The sequence below is a fragment of the Alphaproteobacteria bacterium genome (genome assembly GCA_016870095.1).
In the GTDB taxonomy this organism is placed as follows: Bacteria; Pseudomonadota; Alphaproteobacteria; order Paracaedibacterales; family VGCI01; genus VGCI01.
Genome location: VGCI01000002.1, coordinates 22,359 through 40,352 on the forward strand (window position 1 = coordinate 22,359; position 17,994 = coordinate 40,352).

19 protein-coding genes, 1 tRNA gene and 1 pseudogene are annotated in these 17,994 nt (G+C 40.2%); 9 read left to right on the forward strand and 12 right to left on the reverse strand.

What is annotated here, in order from left to right; translation table 11 throughout:
• Nucleotides 1-8: 8 nt before the first annotated feature.
• The 5 genes from FJX03_01600 to FJX03_01620 are packed head-to-tail and all read right to left on the reverse strand — an operon-like array spanning nt 9 to nt 3,131.
• Nucleotides 9-689, reverse strand: a complete 681-nt coding sequence (locus FJX03_01600) for a hypothetical protein (protein ID MBM3632391.1) — start codon at nt 687-689, stop codon at nt 9-11.
• Entirely contained in the window at nt 682-1,242 is a 561-nt protein-coding gene (locus tag FJX03_01605) for a conjugal transfer protein TraE (protein ID MBM3632392.1), read from the reverse strand. Before FJX03_01605 ends, FJX03_01600 begins: the two co-directional genes overlap by 8 nt.
• On the reverse strand, nt 1,239-1,538 hold the full coding sequence (gene traL, locus FJX03_01610) for a type IV conjugative transfer system protein TraL (protein MBM3632393.1): 300 nt from the start codon (nt 1,536-1,538) through the stop codon (nt 1,239-1,241). The genes FJX03_01605 and traL overlap by 4 nt, the downstream gene beginning before the upstream one ends.
• Nucleotides 1,528-2,865 carry a hypothetical protein gene (locus FJX03_01615; GenBank protein MBM3632394.1) on the reverse strand — a complete coding sequence of 446 codons (1,338 nt, stop codon included), beginning with the start codon at nt 2,863-2,865 and terminating at the stop codon, nt 1,528-1,530. The genes traL and FJX03_01615 overlap by 11 nt, the downstream gene beginning before the upstream one ends.
• Complete coding sequence (locus FJX03_01620; protein MBM3632395.1) at nt 2,862-3,131, reverse strand: helix-turn-helix domain-containing protein; 270 nt, start codon at nt 3,129-3,131, stop codon at nt 2,862-2,864. Before FJX03_01620 ends, FJX03_01615 begins: the two co-directional genes overlap by 4 nt.
• Nucleotides 3,132-3,630: 499 nt before the next feature.
• Between FJX03_01620 and FJX03_01625 the strand changes: the two are divergent.
• Nucleotides 3,631-3,786, forward strand: a pseudogene (locus FJX03_01625) (DNA-binding protein).
• Between the two features lie 107 nt (nt 3,787-3,893).
• Here FJX03_01625 and FJX03_01630 read toward each other — a convergent pair.
• From FJX03_01630 to FJX03_01645, 4 genes are all read right to left on the reverse strand, one after another.
• Nucleotides 3,894-4,106: a helix-turn-helix domain-containing protein gene (locus FJX03_01630; protein ID MBM3632396.1), complete on the reverse strand. Its 213-nt coding sequence runs from the start codon at nt 4,104-4,106 to the stop codon at nt 3,894-3,896.
• An 816-nt stretch (nt 4,107-4,922) separates the two neighbouring features.
• Nucleotides 4,923-5,192 carry a hypothetical protein gene (locus FJX03_01635; protein ID MBM3632397.1) on the reverse strand — a complete coding sequence of 90 codons (270 nt, stop codon included), beginning with the start codon at nt 5,190-5,192 and terminating at the stop codon, nt 4,923-4,925.
• Between the two features lie 439 nt (nt 5,193-5,631).
• Nucleotides 5,632-5,707: transfer RNA gene (locus FJX03_01640), tRNA-Thr, on the reverse strand.
• Nucleotides 5,708-5,719: 12 nt separating this feature from the next.
• Nucleotides 5,720-6,703: a hypothetical protein gene (locus tag FJX03_01645; GenBank protein MBM3632398.1), complete on the reverse strand. Its 984-nt coding sequence runs from the start codon at nt 6,701-6,703 to the stop codon at nt 5,720-5,722.
• 236 nt (nt 6,704-6,939) lie between these two features.
• On the opposite strand from FJX03_01645, the gene FJX03_01650 reads away from it, so the two are divergent.
• From FJX03_01650 to FJX03_01685, 8 genes are all read left to right on the forward strand, one after another.
• Nucleotides 6,940-8,856 carry a DUF3857 domain-containing protein gene (locus FJX03_01650; GenBank protein MBM3632399.1) on the forward strand — a complete coding sequence of 639 codons (1,917 nt, stop codon included), beginning with the start codon at nt 6,940-6,942 and terminating at the stop codon, nt 8,854-8,856.
• Between the two features lie 73 nt (nt 8,857-8,929).
• Complete coding sequence (locus tag FJX03_01655; GenBank protein ID MBM3632400.1) at nt 8,930-10,078, forward strand: Re/Si-specific NAD(P)(+) transhydrogenase subunit alpha; 1,149 nt, start codon at nt 8,930-8,932, stop codon at nt 10,076-10,078.
• A 1-nt stretch (nt 10,079) separates the two neighbouring features.
• Nucleotides 10,080-10,490: an NAD(P) transhydrogenase subunit alpha gene (locus tag FJX03_01660; protein ID MBM3632401.1), complete on the forward strand. Its 411-nt coding sequence runs from the start codon at nt 10,080-10,082 to the stop codon at nt 10,488-10,490.
• 23 nt (nt 10,491-10,513) lie between these two features.
• Nucleotides 10,514-11,896 carry an NAD(P)(+) transhydrogenase (Re/Si-specific) subunit beta gene (locus FJX03_01665; GenBank protein MBM3632402.1) on the forward strand — a complete coding sequence of 461 codons (1,383 nt, stop codon included), beginning with the start codon at nt 10,514-10,516 and terminating at the stop codon, nt 11,894-11,896.
• 26 nt (nt 11,897-11,922) lie between these two features.
• On the forward strand, nt 11,923-12,525 hold the full coding sequence (locus FJX03_01670) for a GNAT family N-acetyltransferase (GenBank protein ID MBM3632403.1): 603 nt from the start codon (nt 11,923-11,925) through the stop codon (nt 12,523-12,525).
• Nucleotides 12,519-13,697, forward strand: a complete 1,179-nt coding sequence (locus tag FJX03_01675) for a beta-lactamase family protein (protein ID MBM3632404.1) — start codon at nt 12,519-12,521, stop codon at nt 13,695-13,697. The genes FJX03_01670 and FJX03_01675 overlap by 7 nt, the downstream gene beginning before the upstream one ends.
• 4 nt (nt 13,698-13,701) lie before the next feature.
• Nucleotides 13,702-14,289 carry a glycerol-3-phosphate 1-O-acyltransferase PlsY gene (plsY, locus tag FJX03_01680; protein ID MBM3632405.1) on the forward strand — a complete coding sequence of 196 codons (588 nt, stop codon included), beginning with the start codon at nt 13,702-13,704 and terminating at the stop codon, nt 14,287-14,289.
• A gap of 43 nt (nt 14,290-14,332) precedes the next feature.
• Nucleotides 14,333-14,743: a low affinity iron permease family protein gene (locus tag FJX03_01685; protein ID MBM3632406.1), complete on the forward strand. Its 411-nt coding sequence runs from the start codon at nt 14,333-14,335 to the stop codon at nt 14,741-14,743.
• 17 nt (nt 14,744-14,760) lie between these two features.
• Here FJX03_01685 and FJX03_01690 read toward each other — a convergent pair whose 3' ends face one another.
• The 3 genes from FJX03_01690 to gcvH are packed head-to-tail and all read right to left on the reverse strand — an operon-like array spanning nt 14,761 to nt 17,994.
• Entirely contained in the window at nt 14,761-16,293 is a 1,533-nt protein-coding gene (locus FJX03_01690) for a glycine dehydrogenase subunit 2 (protein ID MBM3632407.1), read from the reverse strand.
• 3 nt (nt 16,294-16,296) lie between these two features.
• Nucleotides 16,297-17,619: an aminomethyl-transferring glycine dehydrogenase subunit GcvPA gene (locus FJX03_01695; protein MBM3632408.1), complete on the reverse strand. Its 1,323-nt coding sequence runs from the start codon at nt 17,617-17,619 to the stop codon at nt 16,297-16,299.
• Entirely contained in the window at nt 17,620-17,994 is a 375-nt protein-coding gene (gene gcvH, locus FJX03_01700) for a glycine cleavage system protein GcvH (protein MBM3632409.1), read from the reverse strand. It abuts the gene before it with no gap.

The window sequence follows — 17,994 nt, forward strand, 5'->3', positions numbered from 1 at the left end:
TCTCCACTCTATTTACGGTTTTGAATGACAAATAGTTTCCCCGATTGTTCAGGATTTAATTGGGGTTGATCGAAAGCAGATGCCAAATCCCTAGCCTCCCAAAGCACCCTATTATCTAGGATGATCTGTTCTTGGCTAACGTTCTTGATTTTGAAAACCAAGACACGATAATGCTCGTTTTGATAAGCATTCTCGACCATTGCTTCTAATGAGCTTTTGCCGACATGCTCACGACTCACCTCCTCGACGCTAATGGCGTAGAACCCTTTTGGAACAATCCCTTGAACGAAGCTGGCAAGAATTGTACCTGCATCCTCTTGACTCTGTTGCAACTGTGATTCTGCATTCTCAAATGTAAGGAGAATCGGTTCCGTCTTTTTGGATTTAGGAATGAGTTTAAGGTCCTGGACAGCACCGCGCTTCGTGATAACTGTTACATAGAGGGGACTGTTCAAATTTTCAGCAACCACAAAAATATGACCGCTTTTATGGTGAGATATATTATCTCCATATTCAGTTGGAAAGGCATAGATATCCTCAATACCATCTTTTTCAATCGTGATTCGCGTCATCCCCGTTTTTGAGATTGGAAACTCCAATACCTCAGCAGAATTTAGGGGAGTATGGGCATTGCAAACATCTAAAGAAAACAAGATCACAAATACAAAACTCATCAAACATTTATTCATCTTTAACCTCCACAAAATCTTTCAATAGGATGACACCATGAGTTCGAACCGCCCAAGCGAGGCGGAATTTCTTTTCGGTGGTGACAGGATTAGAATCTCTCCCGAAATAAGCAATGTGCTGCCCAGCAACATCGATAGTTTGAGCGGACTGATTTACTAAAAACTTTTTAGGATAAAAGACCGTGCTGATCTCGTCTGCCTTGATCTTCTTGGATTCAGCCTGCAACTTCTCCTTTAGCGTTCCGACATTTTGAACTGTGATTTTTAGAATCTGCTGGATCTTCCAATCAATGCTATCGGGATTAACACAAAGGATGGTGTTCACCACTCCATTTGCCCAATCGGCAAAGTAGTCGTCTGAGTACTTGGACGCGGTCATCTCCAATCTGTGGTCAACATCATAGTGCGGAATCAAAACCCAATGTTCTTCCGTATTAATCAATTTTAAGACCAAGAGTATGTTTGTAAAAGCTAACCCAAGACAGCTCCAGAGAGTAAAGTCTCGTTGTTTCAAAATGCCTGTTAATGTTGATTGGGTGGTTGAGAAATTCATGGCAACCAAACCCTCTTCCATGATTTAGGACAAATTCTGGGCAAGCCAAACCTCAATCCAAGAGTCCAATGAAGATATGAGACCAAAGAAAATCCTGTGACCAACTTCTTGAATCGTTTGATGAGGTAGACACCCAGAGACCCCGCAATAATGAAAAATAATTTGATAGAAAGGGATTCCAGTACAAAGAATAAGAAAATGCTTACGATGATGAAACAAAGCTCATCCACCGTCATCCCTCCAATTCTGAGCGGTTCGGACATGAAGGTATAAATCCGGTGTTCTTTAATGTTCACAGCGATTTCCTCTGATTGTTTCAACAACTTTCAAATCAATATGCTTTATTTCGGGATGTACAGATTGAATCGCTTTTAAAATTTCTGATGAGAAGTTGGTCGCAATATAATCCTTGATGAACCTTCCCTCTACGGACAAAGTTGCCTTCGATTCAGTCAAGTCGATCAAAGATACCTTCAAAAACCAATCTTTGTATTTAATTTGACCGATCTGCTTGGCTAGATTGAGTGAGATCTTATGCCAAGGCAGAAGACACTTGTGGCTTGGTAGTTTCCTGACAAGTTCTTCTGAGAATTCCTCCCAAGGTAGAACTTCCGAAAGCATCTTAGCCGGTTGAGGTTGGTCATAAATCACCCCTTCCAAAACTTTATAGGCATTGTCCGGAACTAAAGCCCAATCCAGGGTAGCTTTGAAGCTTCGGGGGTTCTCTCCCGCAAGGTAACGAGAGTTTGCAATCAGGGTGCAATAATCCCTCCAGGAATCTATATTCCCCTCGAAAACCGTTTCCAGAAGCGTCTTCAACCGCTCCCCTCGCTTCTTGGTGAGATGAACCTTCTTTCCAGAATAAACTTTGCATTGAACTGTTTGATTCCAAAATTCCAGAATTTCCTCGTGAGTCTGCTTGAGGGTGTGGTTGAAATTGGAATTGGAATTTAAATTTTGAAAACGATTTATTTTTTCTTCTTCCTCTTCCTTGAACTTTACATCCACAAAATTGCTTGAAGGAGGAGAAAGAGGAGGAAGAGTAGTCTCTGAAGTAATCTCTTGTGTATTCTCTGTATAATGAGAGAGGGTCATTCTGACCCCATCGTTGGGGACAAGTTGACCCTGTCGAGAGAGACAATTTGACCTCATCGATTGACCCATTTTGGGCTCATCGAGAGGGTCATTTTGACCCCATGAGTGAGTCTCCTGCTTTTCTGAATATACTGAATCATTTACTACTTCGTTCCTCTTTGGAAGAACACGATCTAAAATTTGGATGTTGGATACAGAAAGACTAATTTTTTTGAGAAGGTCATAGTCAAGGGTATAGTATTTTGTTCTCTTAAACCCACGCGTCACAAAGGATATCAGAAGACCTGATTCTTCCAAGTTCGCAATGGTACGCTTAATTGTTTTCTTGCTCCAAAATTGAAACTGTTGGTGCCATTGCGTAAAGGTGTTGTAGACCCAGTACCGTTCTTCAAAGAAATTCTTATTAAATTGAGGATTAAGCCAATAGTGCACTTGTTGCAACACTATGGCTTCATTCAGTCCAATTGTTTTAGCAAGTGTAGGAAGAACCTGGAGGGGGGGTTCATTGATAAGGAGTTGTGGAATCATTTGCGAGCCTTTCTTTTTGCTGAAGGAACAATTTGTGAGTTATCTGTCTGATCAGAAACTAAAGGAAGTTTGGTGTGATATTCGGAAGTGCATCGGCATCGATGCCTGAGTTCAAAGTCTTCAATATCGGAGAGCCAGTAAGTTACATGTCTGCTCACTTTAGAATAATGAGGTCCCTGACCCGTATAGCGCCACCGGCTAAGTGTCTTAGTGGTAACGTTCCACCGTTTAGCCACTTGATCTGGAGTTAAAAATGATGGGTTCATAAAATTATTCTCTCCAATTTAATTACTGCATTTCTTTTTGCAGATCGTATTGAATCAATATAAAGTTGTTTTGTCAATCGTGATAACAATAGTTATTCATAGTCTATATTATTATATAAACATCTACAAACGTCTATTAATTACATAATACTTATTTTTAAACCGTCTTTATTCATCTATAAACGTATCCAAAAGTCTATGAACTTTTTTTTAAAAAATATGAAGTTAAAGTCAGAACAACAAACGAATATATGAAATTCTCACAAGTTACGTGAGCAGAGGATTAATAGTAGGGGAAAAACTTACCGATCATCGAGAATGGGTTTTTAGTGAAATAAGAACATATAGACTCAGTTTATAAAAAACGATTCACAACAGAAAAAGTTTGTAGTAGAAATTAAAGATGTCAAAAAGCACAATGCATATAATTAAAAAATAAATCTTATCGAAATAACAATTGCTGTAAATTTTTAGATAAAATAGCCGAAGGAGATTTTACATGAAAACATCATTTCTTACACCAGAAGAATTGGCAGCAAGATGGATATTGACAAGTGGTACTTTGGCAAGGTGGCGACGTAAAGGAACCGGTCCCAAATATTCTAAAACAGAAAGTGGTATTTTTTACAAGCTTGAGGATATTGAGTCTTACGAGGATAGCAGAACCTTTCAAAGTACGGCTGAGTATCCTCCTGAATTAAAGGGTAAAAAAAAAATTCAGAAAACCCATTAGTCGCGGTTGAGGCTTAAATTTTAAGAAATTTAATCATAACAGGTAAAATGATTGTTTTTTGTTTTCCCTCTTGACTCTCTTGCCTTTTCAAAATCTTCTATTTCCTCAAGCCTATATATGGCACGACCCCCTATTTTAAAGAAAGGTGGGCCTTTTCCACTCCACCGCCATTGTCTTAAAGTCTTGACAGTAACACTCCATCTGACAGATAACTCATTTGCAGATAAATTTCTTTTTTCCATCCTCTTTTTCTACCTTTTTTACACCTATATTTGTTTTGTTATGTCTACCTAGTTATCTCTAGTCTTTTCTGCCAAAGATATTTTTCATATTCGCCTTTAAAATTCATTATAATCCTAAGCCGTAATTTCTATGGTTGAATGGAACATCAAGAAATCATAAAAATTGCCAAATATAATATAAATAAAATACTAAATTTTCTATACGTATTTTGCATAGTAATGAATAAATATAAGCTTACCAAAATTTTATATATGAAAATTTAAAATGGTGCAAGTCATTATATTAATGTTATAAAATTCAAAAATTTTATATATCTAAATAATAAAAAAATATGCAGATTATTTATTGGCAAAATAATTTAATTTTAATCTCTACTAATTACAATATTTCAATCCTAATTCAAGAATACACTCTTCCAGGTAGAAGATCCTTAGAGTTCAATCTTTCACTATTATATTTCCGGTCGCCCCCAAGCCTTTAAAATCTCGTTTAAATTCATAGAAAACTTGAACTCTGGGAGAACCTTCTAGACTTTTATGATAGGTTTAATAGTAGGAAATGTTGTGATTTGGCACGTTAGGTAACACATCTACAAGTAATTTTTATCCATAGTATTACGGTATATAATAAACTACCAATCCCAAACCCTTGAATCAAAGCTGCTTGAAGCGCTATGCCATTATTCACTTCAATATAGTGACGATAGAAAAGATTTAAAGAGTGATATTTTATCAATACGTTATGAGTTCTTTTAATTTATGAATCTTCCACCTTGCAGAGAGTCAACTTGTGATATTTCAGATCATCAAGTGTGTTCAGTAAAGAATGTTTTTTAAGTAGTAGGGAGAAGCATAAAATCTAAGATCACCATTCGAAAGATGGTGCTGGGCAATATTGAGATCAAAAAACAAAGAGGAGACTAATCCTGCATCTCCAGTCTGAAACTGAAAGGCATCCGTGATAAAAACAAATGTGAACTCAAGGTCGGGATATTTGAGACAAAGGGACACAAGGGGTTCAAAAATAAGTTTCATTGCTTCTGTGCCAGCGCAATCATCAGAATTTCTTTGGATTTTACTTTTCATAAGTTACTTCCAGAAGGATTCAGAGATAGACAGAGTAGCACATTATCGATGTACCTTCAAAGACAGATTGCTAGAAAACAAATTCCCTCCAACCATCATTCCACTAATGCCAACTCACTTAAGAATAAACGGCTGTAAACGTGGTCAACTCAAATCATTTCTCTATAAAATCAAAAACCTTTAAACCGGTGAGACTATACGAAATCTTCCTAGCTATCATTTGTACTTTGATTGTGACGGCGATTCCATAGATAAGAGAAAATTTAGGAAATAATTGTGTTAAAAATCAAGATGTACTATCGACAACTTAACAACTTTATCATTGAAATTTATTTTTGAAGTTTTATTGCAAGTCTCTAAAATTTCACTAACTGCCGACAATTTGCCGACAATTTGTTTTTTGAAGATTTTTTAATTCCGCCTATCCACATTATTTCTATGGCGCTGAAGAGAGGAATCGAACCTCCGACCTACTGATTACGAATCAGTTGCTCTACCAACTGAGCTACTTCAGCAACTCTTCGAAATTAGTCATATTTTATAGGAGCGTCAACGGACTTTTGAAGTGAAGTTGGCTGCGGTTTAGCACCTGCCCCGCCTTTCAGAGATGATTTGAATCGTTCCCACATTTGGGCTGAGCGTCTTTTTCGTTGGGGCACAAGATTTGTGCCCCACGTTTCTTTTAACAGTTCCGATTGATGATGAAGTTGGGCCATACGGGCACTGCTTGTACGCATTGGATAGGCCGTCTTGAGCCAATAGAAAAATGTGGCGGCCCCTCCCCAAATACCTTGATCTCTTTTTGAGGCCAATCGATTGCGGTTTAAAATCTTTGACTCAATTTCCCGTAGTTCAGCTTCAATTAATAATACTTCAATTTTAGCGGCTTGATAATCTTCACGATCTTGCGTCAAAGCTTGTCGATTTTCTAAAACTTGCATCAGCTTTGACAATTGACCCGACCTTGTGGCTTTACTCAGCTCTCCTTGCACGACTGCCCGAGCTTTCAAGTTATGGTACTGTGTAATCAGGGGGACACATAGCTCAGCCATCCAAAGGCACAAATTTGGCAATTCTTTAATTTTCATTTGGGTTTGAATACCCGCCAAAATTCTTAAAGTTGCCAGATTTTTTGTTTCTCGTTGAGGCTTCCCCATATCTCTCATGTCTAAAAAATTCATTTCCCGCCATCGACTCATTAAAAAGGCAGCTAAGTGACGATCAACGGGAAAAGAAGGCCGATTTGGTTGTGCGGCCACTTCCTCTAAAGCCAAAAGAGCTTCAGCGGGCGTTAAGACAGCGGCATGAATGAGCGACGGACTGAGACAGGTCAATTCGGGATTTAACTCATAAAGACATCGCTCAATACCATATCCAATAGCTTCAGTTTCCTCAAACTTTCGAAGACTGGGGTCTTGATACAAAAACGTTGCCCAATTCGGTGCTAAGGCCTGATCCTTCTCGCCGTCCTTTACCATTGTAAACGCATTTGTTGTAATTTTATTGGTCACGGTCTTGCTCCTTACCCCTATTCAAAACACTTCTTACCTTGATGGTGTGAGGAAAGTCCTTAAAGAAAGGTTAACAAACAACAGTCAAAAATTTGAAATGAACAGCTCAAGGGAAGTGCTTTTTAAGGGCTACCAAAACCCTCTTCTCGCTCGAATATAACCGTTGAATTGATGGCAAACTTCTCTATACTACCTTTAAAATACGTCTCAAAAATTCAAATGTGAAAAATAATGTTATGTCGCAATTCCTAATCTCCCGCACCCTTATTTTTATAGTTCTTATTCTCCCCTATTTTAGCACAATCCCCTCCCATGCCCGGTGGGCAACCTATGAAGACGCCTCAGCTGAAATCGAATTTCTTAATAGCGATATTGTGGTTGATAAAGATGGCAAAACCATAGAGACTGTAGAAAAACAGATCAAAATTCTAAAAGAATCAGGGCGTAATTCTTTTGGGGTGGAACGAATTCACTTTAACGAAAATATTGAAAAAATAGATATCATTGAAGCAAAAACCATCATAGATGGAAAAGAATTCATAGTCCCCAAAAACATGATTGAGATTAAGCCATTAGCCAGTGAAATTAATGCCTTTGACCAACTCTTTCAAATATTTATTTCCTACCCACACATTAATGTTGGATCTCGCATTTATTTAAAATACAAAAACACAATCACCAAACAACCCCTCCGGAAATATTTTGCCGTAAAGTTTTATTACGGCAGCGGCACATATTGGAAAGAAGCGAGATTTACCGTCAAATCTGAATTGCCTTTCAAGATGATTATTAATGACCCTCACGATGAGCTAGTGGTCAAAGAGTACAAAGAGGGTCCCTATTACAATTTGAGGGTAACATCAAAAAAACCAACTTATCGAGAGCTAACAAATGAATCCACCAGCACGCAAATTCCGGAAAGTTTAAAAACATGGGTTGAACTTTCTACCTTTGACTCATTTGAAAAATTTGCCACGGCATTATCGAAAGATTACGAGGACGTGCTGCAGCAAAAATTACCGCCTTTGCAAGAATCAATTCGACAAGAAGCAGCGAAAGTTACCCATCCAGTGGATCAAATCAACACAGTGACTTCTTTGTTAGCCGACAAAATTCGCTACATGGGCGACTGGCGTACCATAGAAGGAAGGCTTTCTCCCCGCTCTTTAAAAACAGTTGCCGAAAGTGGTGTTGGCGATTGTAAGGATTTTTCAGCATCCACATGTGCCATTCTCAACGTTTTGGGTTATAAAGCAAAAGTGGCTATTGTTTTTCGAGGTTTAGCGTACCTAACTCCAGAAAAATCACTTCCCAGCTTTTTAAACACTAATCATGCGATTGTAAAAGCTATCGATAAGTCCGGAAAAATATATTGGATTGATCCCACGAATTTTACCAGTATGGCTGATGGCATTTATCCAGATATTGCCGAAAGACCTGCCCTCGTCTTAGATTCTAAAAACTCGTCTTATGAGCAGATTCCCCCTATTGATGCGAATCATTCAAAAATCATCTCTGAAGATATAATCGAGATTAAAGATGGAGACATATTAAGTGATACAGGTTTCATGGAATTTTTTGGGGAGCAAGCCATTGACTCTACGGGAGCGGGATTAAGTTTTTCTCTTCAATCAATCGAGGAAGCCCTTGTAAAAGAGCTTACGGGAGAAACAACCCCCATAAAGAAGAAAATTAGCATCCCGCCTCTCAACTCACGATTTGTTAAAAACTTTAAAATTGATTATGCTTTCGAGCAAGATCACAGTTTACTTTTGACGAATGAGGGACTTGGCTTTTTATTAAAAGCCTCCTGGGCGCATATGTTCTTGGATACGTCTCCCTCCCAGATTGGAACCTTATTTGTTAGTTCCCCCCTCACCCTCATCAAAAAAGCGTTCATTAAAAATATGAAAGCCAAACAAGTCGAAGTCTTAAATTTTCAATTTAAATCTCCCTGGTTAGAAGCTAAACGGGAGTTTCGGGTCAATTCAGATGGCATTGAACTAAAGGAACAAGTCTCCATTCTGAAAAGTTTTATAACAGCTGATGATATAAAATCAAAACAATACAAAGACTTGAAAGACTTTCTGAAAAAGTATTGTCGCAGATCAGCCATGATCATGACAAAAATTGATTCCAAAAAAATCAATTAATCCCCCCTCGTCAGGGATAGGTAAGATATGGTAGGTTTCTAAAAAAGTTATATTTCTAACGTAGAGGATGATTATGAAAATTGTTGCGCCCAGAGAATCTGCCGACTTTGAGTCTCGTGTAGCAATTACACCAGAAATTTGCAAAAAATTGATTGATTTAGGGCATGAAATTGTCCTGGAAAAAGCGGCGGGCGTTGCAGCGGGTATGCCCGATACTCTTTATGAAGCTGTCGGTTGTCAAATTGCGAAAGATTCGAAGTCCCTCTATCAAGGTGCTGATATTGTAGTGCGCGTAAATCCTCCTGTAGGAACAGAAATTACAAGCCTTCCTAAAGACAGTATTTTGATTGGAATGCTAAAGCCACATGGCAATGAGAAGCTGGCCCAAGAATTGGCAAAGAAAAAAATATCCGCATTTGCTTTGGAATTAATTCCTCGTATTTCAAGAGCACAAGGCATGGATGTATTGTCATCACAAAGTAACCTTGCCGGTTATAAGGCCGTTGTTGATGCGGCAGCCGCTTTTGGGCGCGCTATGCCGATGATGATGACGGCGGCAGGAATGATCCCCCCAGCGCGGGTTCTCATATTAGGTGCGGGGGTTGCGGGCTTACAAGCTATTGCCACTGCGCGACGGTTAGGGGGTATCGTTTCCGCATTTGATGTTCGTCCAGCTGTAAAAGAACAAGTTGAAAGCTTAGGAGCCACATTTGTCGAAGTTGAATCTACTGAAAGTGGCGATGGCACAGGTGGCTACGCAAAAGAAATGAGTGCTGACTATAAGAAACGCCAACAAATGAAGCTTGAAGAAGTTATGCGTCAACAAGATATTGTGATTACAACCGCACTTATTCCGGGCAAACCAGCTCCTCTTTTAATTACAGAAAAAATGGTCAAAGAAATGAAGGCAGGATCTGTTATTGTCGATTTAGCTGTTGAATCTGGAGGAAATTGCGCCTATTCACAACTGGGCAAAGTTGTTGAAAAGAATGGTGTCAAAATTCTTGGGTATTCGAATTTCCCAAGCCGTATTCCCTATGATGCAAGTCAAGTCTACGCTCGCAATGTCTTGAACTTTTTAAAATTACTTTTAGAGTCAAGCGGCAAGTCTCTAGCAATCGATTGGAATGATGAAATAATTAAAGGGGCAACTTTGTGCCATGCTGGCGCTGTCGTTCACCCTATAGTCAAGCCGAGCCCAAAAGCAGCAAAAGGAGCTTAAGATGGAAATGAAGGATATTATTGAAAAAGCAGGAAAGATTCAAGAATCTGCTCAAACTTTACTTGATGACGCGGGCGCCTTACGTGCGACAGCTAAGATTGCACTTGAAAAGACACCTATCGGTGCGGATGTAGATCCATTCATCCTGGGTCTAACTGTATTTTTGCTTGCTTGTTTTGTGGGCTATTACGTCGTTTGGAAGGTAACCCCTGCTCTTCATTCGCCTCTCATGTCTGTAACCAATGCCATTTCTAGCGTTATCATCGTAGGAGCCTTGCTTGCTGCGGGACCAAGCACAGGCGGCATTGCGACAACTTTTGGGTTTTTGGCCGTTATTCTCGCTTCAATCAACATCTTTGGTGGTTTTATTGTCACACAAAGAATGTTGGCGATGTTTTCAAAAAATAAATAAGGAGCACAATTGTGTCTGCGAATATGTCATCATTTTTATATCTTATCTCAGCGGTCTCTTTCATTATGGCTTTGCGAGGCTTATCGTCAGCGGCGACATCCCGCCTGGGCAATCTCTATGGCATATTTGGAATGACCGTCGCCATCTTAACGACTCTCTTAACGCCTCACATTTCCCGATATGGCATCATTTTGTTAGCCATTGCCATTGGGGGAGGTATTGGGGCGACGATTGCTCGAAAAATTCGCATGACCGCTTTACCTCAACTGGTAGCAGGGTTTCATAGTCTTGTTGGATTGGCAGCTGTTCTTGTTGCCGCTGCTGCCCTTTATGCACCTGACGCCTACGGAATTGGAAAGATTGGTTTCATTAAAGGTTCTAGCCTTTTTGAAATGGGTCTAGGCAGCGCAATTGGCGCCATAACATTTACCGGTTCTTTGGTTGCCTTTGGAAAATTGCAGGCCCTCATTAGCGGCAAACCATTAACTTTTAATGGTCAACATCTTCTTAATGCTACTTTAGGGGGAGCGATTGTCTTTTTGCTCATTGTCTTTTTATTGACAGAATCACACTTCATTTTTTGGCTGTTAACCACCGTTGCTTTAACATTAGGATTTCTATTAATTCTACCCATCGGCGGAGCGGACATGCCCGTTGTCATATCCATGCTAAACTCCTATTCAGGATGGGCAGCAGCTGGAATTGGTTTTACCTTAAGCAATAATTTATTGATTATCACAGGCGCACTTGTGGGTGCTTCCGGTGCAATCTTGAGTTACATAATGTGTAAAGGAATGAATCGCTCCATTTTCAACGTCATTCTTGGAGGTTTTGGTACAGATTCCGCATCGACAACATCTGGCGCCAGTGACGCTCCTGACCGCCCTGTAAAAGTCAGTAGTGGTGAAGATGCGGCCTTCATTCTCGCTAATGCCCAATCCGTTATCATAGTCCCCGGCTATGGTATGGCCGTTGCTCAAGCTCAACATGCTTTGCGCGAAATGTGTGATCTTTTGAAAAAGAAAGGTATTAAAATTAAATATGCTATACATCCTGTTGCGGGCCGTATGCCGGGCCACATGAATGTTCTTTTAGCAGAAGCAAATGTACCTTACGAAGAAGTTCATGAACTTGAAGAAATTAATAATGATTTCGCAATGGCTGATGTTGCATTTGTTATTGGGGCCAACGATATTACAAACCCTGCAGCCAAAACAGATTCCTCATCCCCTATTTATGGCATGCCCATTTTAGATGTTGAAAAAGCGAAGACAGTCTTATTTGTCAAACGGTCTCTGGCTTCGGGGTATGCAGGAGTCGATAATGACCTTTTTTATCGCGACAATACTTTTATGGTACTTGGCGACGCCAAAAAAGTTTGCGAAGATATTACTAAAGGTCTTTAGAAAATTCTTCAAGGAGTCGGTTCCCAATGTATGTTAACCCTATTTTAATAGACGTACCCGAATCTATTGAAACATCCAGGCTTCTTTTAAAAGTACCAAAAGCAGGATATGGGAAAAATCTTCATGAAGCGATAATTGATGGGTATGATGATGGAATAAAGTGGCTGAATTGGCCCAAAACGCCACCCACTATTGAAGAGGTCGAAAAGGATTGTCGAAAACACCACTCAGAATTCATTTTAAGAGATTTTATTCGTTACCTGCTTGTCGAAAAAGATACAAATCGTATTGTGGGAAGATGTGCACTCCCGGCCGTATATGCACTTTGGGAAATTCCTCAATTTGCTATTAGTTATTTTGTGCGCAAAAGTGCACGCAATCAAGGTTATGCAAAAGAAGCCATCCATGCTTTAACCCTTTTAACATTTCAGAATTTGCGAGCAAAAAAAGTTGAAATTGTTTGTGATGCCGATAATATTGCAAGCCAGAAAGTGCCCCAAGACCTGGGTTATCTTTTAGAATATTCTAAAAAAGGGGGCTGGCCAAAATTAGGGGGACAACTTGCTGACTTGCAGATTTATTCCTTATTTTCCGAAGAAGCTTTGCCTAAATGGGAAGTTAAATGGTAATTTTCGTTCGGGGTCTTGTTTTTTTACTTTATTGCATAACATCAAACCCTGCGCATTCTGCAATAACGGTTCCTATTGATTCTATTTTACCCAAGTTTGAATCTCTTATCCACAAGTCAATGAATGCTAAAAAAATTCCCGGTTTGGCTGTTGCTATCGTTCATAAGGGCAAAATTATCTATATTAAAGGTTTTGGTATCCGCACAGTTGGAAAGTCTGAAGGAGTTGACCAACAAACACTTTTCCAATTGGGGTCAGTTTCCAAAGCAATTTCTTCAACATTGATTGCTATCTTAGCAAAAGAGCAAGTCCTCAACTTAGAACACCCCATCGACTGTTTGCCCGGAAGAACATTACGCCATGTATTAAGCCATACGACGGGTATCACTTCTGGTGGGTTTAACAGATTAATTGAACAAGGTATGTCTCCTGCCCAATCCATTGAAAAAATTAAACTCATGAATGTTGAAGATCCTCCGGGAACTAAGTTTATTTATCACAATGTTGTCTACAATCTTTTAACAAATGTTATTGAACAAGTGGTCGGAACATCTTTTGAAGCGACATTACAATCTAAGCTATTCCATCCCCTTAACATGACGCGCACCTCTTCAACATGGGAAGCTTTTATCGCACAAGAAAATCGCGCCTCTCCTCACGTTTTTACAAGTTTGGCGACTAAAAAATCCAAAAAGGGTAAGAGAAAAGAGAAAAAGATTTTGACGAAAAGTACTGTCCAAAAAGTCCCGTACCGCAAAGAATATACAAATTTTCCAGCTGCCGGAGGATTTAGTAGCAGCATCCATGATATGGCCCAATTCTTATGTGCCGTTATGGGCAGCCGACCGGACATCATTAGCCAGAACGATTTGAAAGATTTTATTCAACCTACCATTCATACACCCGATCAATGGCAGCGTTCACAAAAGCACCGAGATCGAATTTCCAAAACAGAATATGGTTTAGGCTGGCGACATTTAATTTTTGCGGATTATCCTTTAGTATTTCATGGCGGGTGGATTCGCGGATTTTGTAGCACCTTGGCTTTTCTACCCGAGCAGCAACTTGGTATTGTTATTTTACAAAATGCAGAGTCTTCTCTGGCCTATAATTTATCTATGCAATTTTTTGACTGGGCCTTAGGATTACCTCAAAAAGAATGGATTAAGTAAAATTATGAAATATCTCTTTATTCTCGTTAGTTATTTCTCAGGTTCTATCCCTTACGGATTAATTCTTACTAAAATTTTCCGGGGCGTAGACATAAGAAAAATTGGGTCCGGCAATATAGGTACAACCAACGTCTTACGAACGGGCCATAAAGGCATAGCGGCAGCAACTTTATTTTGTGATTTTTTTAAAGGATTTTTGCCCGTTTATCTTGCATCGAAGTTAGGTATTGAAGGTAGTTCTTTGCTTTTCATCGCCTATGCAGCAGTCCTTGGACATGTATTTCCCATCTGGCTCAAGTATCAAGGTGGAAAAGGTGTTGCGACTTCTTTGGGCGTTTTTTGGGCTTTATCACTGCCTTTGGGAATATTTTCAATACTCACATGGCTCATTATTACCCGATTCGTAAAAATCTCATCATTATCTTCATTGTGTATGTTTGTAATGGCTCCGCTTTTTGCAGCATTAGCAGTCTCATACCCGATCGCCCTTTTTTGCCTAGCAATTACTCTTCTTATTTGTTGGACTCACCGATCCAACATCCAACGATTAATCTCAGGAGAGGAAAAGGAAATAAAGATTATCACTGACTAAACATGTTTCTTAGATATGAGGTTGAATGAAAGGAAAAATTATAATGTCGATCACCAATAATTTTGCAAAATTTTCTCGTTTTATCGCTGACTCCACGGGGCACCCACGCGCATTTTCTCTGGCCATCGGTTCTGTTATTGTATGGCTATTAACCGGACCTTACTTTGCCTATTCTGACACCTGGCAATTGGTCGTTAATACAGGTTCCTCCATCATCACCTTTCTTATGGTCTTCCTTATACAAAATACCCAAAATCGCGATAGTGCTGCCTTACAAATTAAATTAGATGAACTCATTCGTTCACATGCTGGAGCACACAATGTCCTTCTTGACCTTGAAGAACTAACACAAGAACAAATTGATAACATAAGAAAAAAATATGAAAACTTAGCTACACTAGCACGGGCTGATTTGAAACAGGGAAAAACAGACACACTAACAGCTGAGATCTAGCGAATAAAAATTAGGCTTTATTCTCCCTTTATCCACCGCAATACATGCTGACGGGCAGCCAATGTTTCATCGAGGCGGCGCCGCGGTGTTGAGTAAGGAGCACCTTCAAAATAGGCTTTTTCGCCGTTTTTGGCTAACTGCGTTAAGTGTTTTAATGTCCCAATAAACAAATCTAGGCTTGCTTTACTCTCGCACTCTGTGGGTTCGATGAGAAGAGCTCCATTGACCACAAGCGGAAAATACATTGTCATCGGATGAAACCCTTCTTCGATAAGTGCTTTCGTAAAATCTAACGTGGTAATATCCGTCCCTTTTAAAAAGCGCTCATCAAATAAAACTTCGTGCATACACGGACCCTCAAAGGAAAGAGTCAAATCATTTTTCAATTGAGATAATATATAATTGGCATTCAAAACCGCATCTTCGGCAACTTGACGTAATCCATCTGCACCGTGACTCATCATATAAGCAAGGGCCCGTACAAACATTCCCATTTGACCATGAAAGGCTTTTAATCTTCCAATGGATTGGGGCGCATCATGCTCCTGTTCAACAAGAGTCAATTGCCCTTTAGCATTTTTCACAACAAATGGCAGGGGAGCAAAGGGTGCAAGAGCCTCTGATAATACGACAGGACCACTACCAGGCCCTCCGCCCCCATGGGGGGTTGAAAAAGTTTTATGTAAGTTGATGTGCATACAATCTATACCGAGATCAACGGGGCGTACTTTGCCCAAAATCGCATTAAAATTTGCCCCATCACAGTAGAAGAAAGCCCCAATATCATGAATTGCACGCGAAATTTCCACAATATCCGACTCAAATAAACCACAAGTGCTAGGATTGGTGAGCATAATTGCTGCAACATCCGGCGACAAGGCGGCCTTGAAGGCTTCTAAATCTACACGCCCTCGATTATTTGCTTTAATTGTTTGCACTTTAAAACCGCAAGCCGCGGCTGTTGCTGGATTTGTTCCATGAGCCGATTCGGGCACAAGAACAAGGGAGCGTTTTTCTCCTCGAGCTTCAAGAGCGGCTTTAATGGTCATCATTCCACAAAGTTCCCCGTGAGCACCTGCAGCCGGTGTCATGGCCACAGCTGGAAGTCCTGTCAACTCCATTAACCAACCTGACAACTGATGAATGATTTCCAATGCACCTTGCACGCTTGAGATGGGTTGCAGGGGGTGCACATCTCCAAAATATCTTGCCACCTTCTCATTAAGTCTTGGATTGTGTTTCATCGTGCAGGACCCCAAAGGATATAAACCTGTGTCGATAGAATAATTTTTCTGACTTAACCGCGTATAATGACGCACGACTTCCGGTTCAGAAAGCCCCGGAAGCCCAATCGAATTACGCACTAATCCACCAAAGCGATTTTCTGTCAACGTTACGTCTGGCCAATCGACTCCCGTTAAGCTGGGTGTATCTTGCTCAAAAATCAATAGCTCTTCAATGGCAAGCCCATGATTTCCTGTGTAAGTGTGTTTTAACTGTGATTGAGGCAAATCCTGATTTAAGGAATGAAGAGTTTGTGATTTTGGCATAAATTATAACCCCTTACACATCGTATCTAGAGTCAAAATCAATCGCTGTAGATCTATTTCCGTCACTGTTTCTGTAACGGCAATTAATAGATCATTGGGTCGATGATTAGGAAGCAATCGTGAGACAGGGACCCCGCCCAAAATACCTTGTTGAGCAAGCTCATTGACAGCAGTTTCAGCTGGTATCGGCAATTGAATTGTAAATTCATTAAAAAAAGTTTTGTTTAAAAGTTTTACACCAGAAATTTTTGATAATTCCGTTGCAAGAACCATCGCTTTTTGGTGATTTAATTTTGCTAAGCGTTGAAGTCCCACCTCTCCCAAAAGAGTGAGGTGAATCGTAAATGCCAAAGCACATAACCCTGAGTTTGTACATATATTGCTGGTCGCCTTTTCGCGTCGAATATGCTGTTCCCTTGCTGAGAGGGTTAAAACCCAACCTCGTTTCCCGTCACAGTCGACAGTTTGTCCAACAACGCGCCCCGGCATTTGACGCATATATTTTTCCCGTGTAGCAAACAAACCCACGGTTGGCCCGCCGAAGTTTAACCCACATCCTAAAGATTGTCCTTCCGCCACAACAATATCTGCCCCCATTTCTCCTGGAGACATCAACAAACCCAACGCAATAATTTCCGTCACGACAACAATTAATAAAATGCCTTTTGATTGGCAATTGGCAGCTAGATTTCGAAAATCTTCTATTTCACCATAGAAATTGGGATATTGAACAACGACACACGAAACCTGATCATCTAATAAAGGAGTTTCCTCCCATTTTTCTTCAGAAAAGCCACAAAACCGAGCATAGGTTTGAATAACACCTTGATAATGAGGATGAACGTTATTTGATAGGAGAGCTTTACGACGCCCGGTTACACGATTGGCCATCATTACGGCTTCCACTGTGGCCGTGGCCCCATCATACATAGACGCATTCGCAACTTCCATTCCCGCAAGTAAGGCAACTTGCGTCTGAAATTCAAATAAGTATTGCAAGGTACCTTGCGAAATTTCTGGTTGATAGGGTGTGTAACTTGTCAAAAATTCGCCCCGTTGGATTAAATGATCTACGGCTGCAGGAATATGATGTCGATAGGCTCCAGCGCCAATAAAAAAAGGCCCTGCGCCAGCCTGGCGGGTGTTGGCAGCTAAGCTTTGGAATGCTCGCTCCACTTCCCATTCATTTTGATGTAAAGGAAGGTCCAATAATTTTGTTAAGCGTGCCTGTGCTGGCACATCCACAAATAATTCATCGACAGACGATATTCCTATCGAATCTAAAAGAGCTTTGCGAGAGGCAGCTGTGTGAGCTAAATAGCGCATTTAATGGCTCGTCCCGATAAAAGCTTCATAGGCGGATTCTTCCATTAACTTATCAAGTTCTGCAAAATTTGAGATTTTGATTTTAAAAAACCACCCCGCACCCACAGGATCTGTATTAATTAAGTCTGGTTGCCCTTCAAGAGCTTTATTAATTTCAATGACCTCCCCACTCACGGGTGCATAAATCTCACTGGCTGCTTTGACTGATTCCACGACGGCAGCTTCACTCCCTTGAGCCATTACTTTTCCCAATGAAGGCAATTCAGTAAAAACGACATCACCCAATTGATGGGCAGCATATTCTGTAATCCCAATGGTACCCGTATCCCCTTCAATTCGAATCCATTCATGCTGATCTGTATATTTCATCATTAT

What these genes read in the sequence shown, in the direction of transcription:
- FJX03_01600 (MBM3632391.1), bottom strand. Translation starts at nt 689, where the DNA reads ATGAATAAATGTTTGATGAGTTTTGTATTTGTGATCTTGTTTTCTTTA.
- FJX03_01605 (MBM3632392.1), bottom strand. Translation starts at nt 1,242, where the DNA reads ATGAATTTCTCAACCACCCAATCAACATTAACAGGCATTTTGAAACAA.
- FJX03_01615 (MBM3632394.1), bottom strand. Translation starts at nt 2,865, where the DNA reads ATGATTCCACAACTCCTTATCAATGAACCCCCCCTCCAGGTTCTTCCT.
- FJX03_01620 (MBM3632395.1), bottom strand. Translation starts at nt 3,131, where the DNA reads ATGAACCCATCATTTTTAACTCCAGATCAAGTGGCTAAACGGTGGAAC.
- FJX03_01630 (MBM3632396.1), bottom strand. Translation starts at nt 4,106, where the DNA reads ATGGAAAAAAGAAATTTATCTGCAAATGAGTTATCTGTCAGATGGAGT.
- FJX03_01635 (MBM3632397.1), bottom strand. Translation starts at nt 5,192, where the DNA reads ATGAAAAGTAAAATCCAAAGAAATTCTGATGATTGCGCTGGCACAGAA.
- FJX03_01650 (MBM3632399.1), top strand. Translation starts at nt 6,940, where the DNA reads ATGTCGCAATTCCTAATCTCCCGCACCCTTATTTTTATAGTTCTTATT.
- FJX03_01655 (MBM3632400.1), top strand. Translation starts at nt 8,930, where the DNA reads ATGAAAATTGTTGCGCCCAGAGAATCTGCCGACTTTGAGTCTCGTGTA.
- FJX03_01660 (MBM3632401.1), top strand. Translation starts at nt 10,080, where the DNA reads ATGGAAATGAAGGATATTATTGAAAAAGCAGGAAAGATTCAAGAATCT.
- FJX03_01665 (MBM3632402.1), top strand. Translation starts at nt 10,514, where the DNA reads ATGTCATCATTTTTATATCTTATCTCAGCGGTCTCTTTCATTATGGCT.
- FJX03_01670 (MBM3632403.1), top strand. Translation starts at nt 11,923, where the DNA reads ATGTATGTTAACCCTATTTTAATAGACGTACCCGAATCTATTGAAACA.
- FJX03_01675 (MBM3632404.1), top strand. Translation starts at nt 12,519, where the DNA reads ATGGTAATTTTCGTTCGGGGTCTTGTTTTTTTACTTTATTGCATAACA.
- plsY (MBM3632405.1), top strand. Translation starts at nt 13,702, where the DNA reads ATGAAATATCTCTTTATTCTCGTTAGTTATTTCTCAGGTTCTATCCCT.
- FJX03_01685 (MBM3632406.1), top strand. Translation starts at nt 14,333, where the DNA reads ATGTCGATCACCAATAATTTTGCAAAATTTTCTCGTTTTATCGCTGAC.
- FJX03_01690 (MBM3632407.1), bottom strand. Translation starts at nt 16,293, where the DNA reads ATGCCAAAATCACAAACTCTTCATTCCTTAAATCAGGATTTGCCTCAA.
- FJX03_01695 (MBM3632408.1), bottom strand. Translation starts at nt 17,619, where the DNA reads ATGCGCTATTTAGCTCACACAGCTGCCTCTCGCAAAGCTCTTTTAGAT.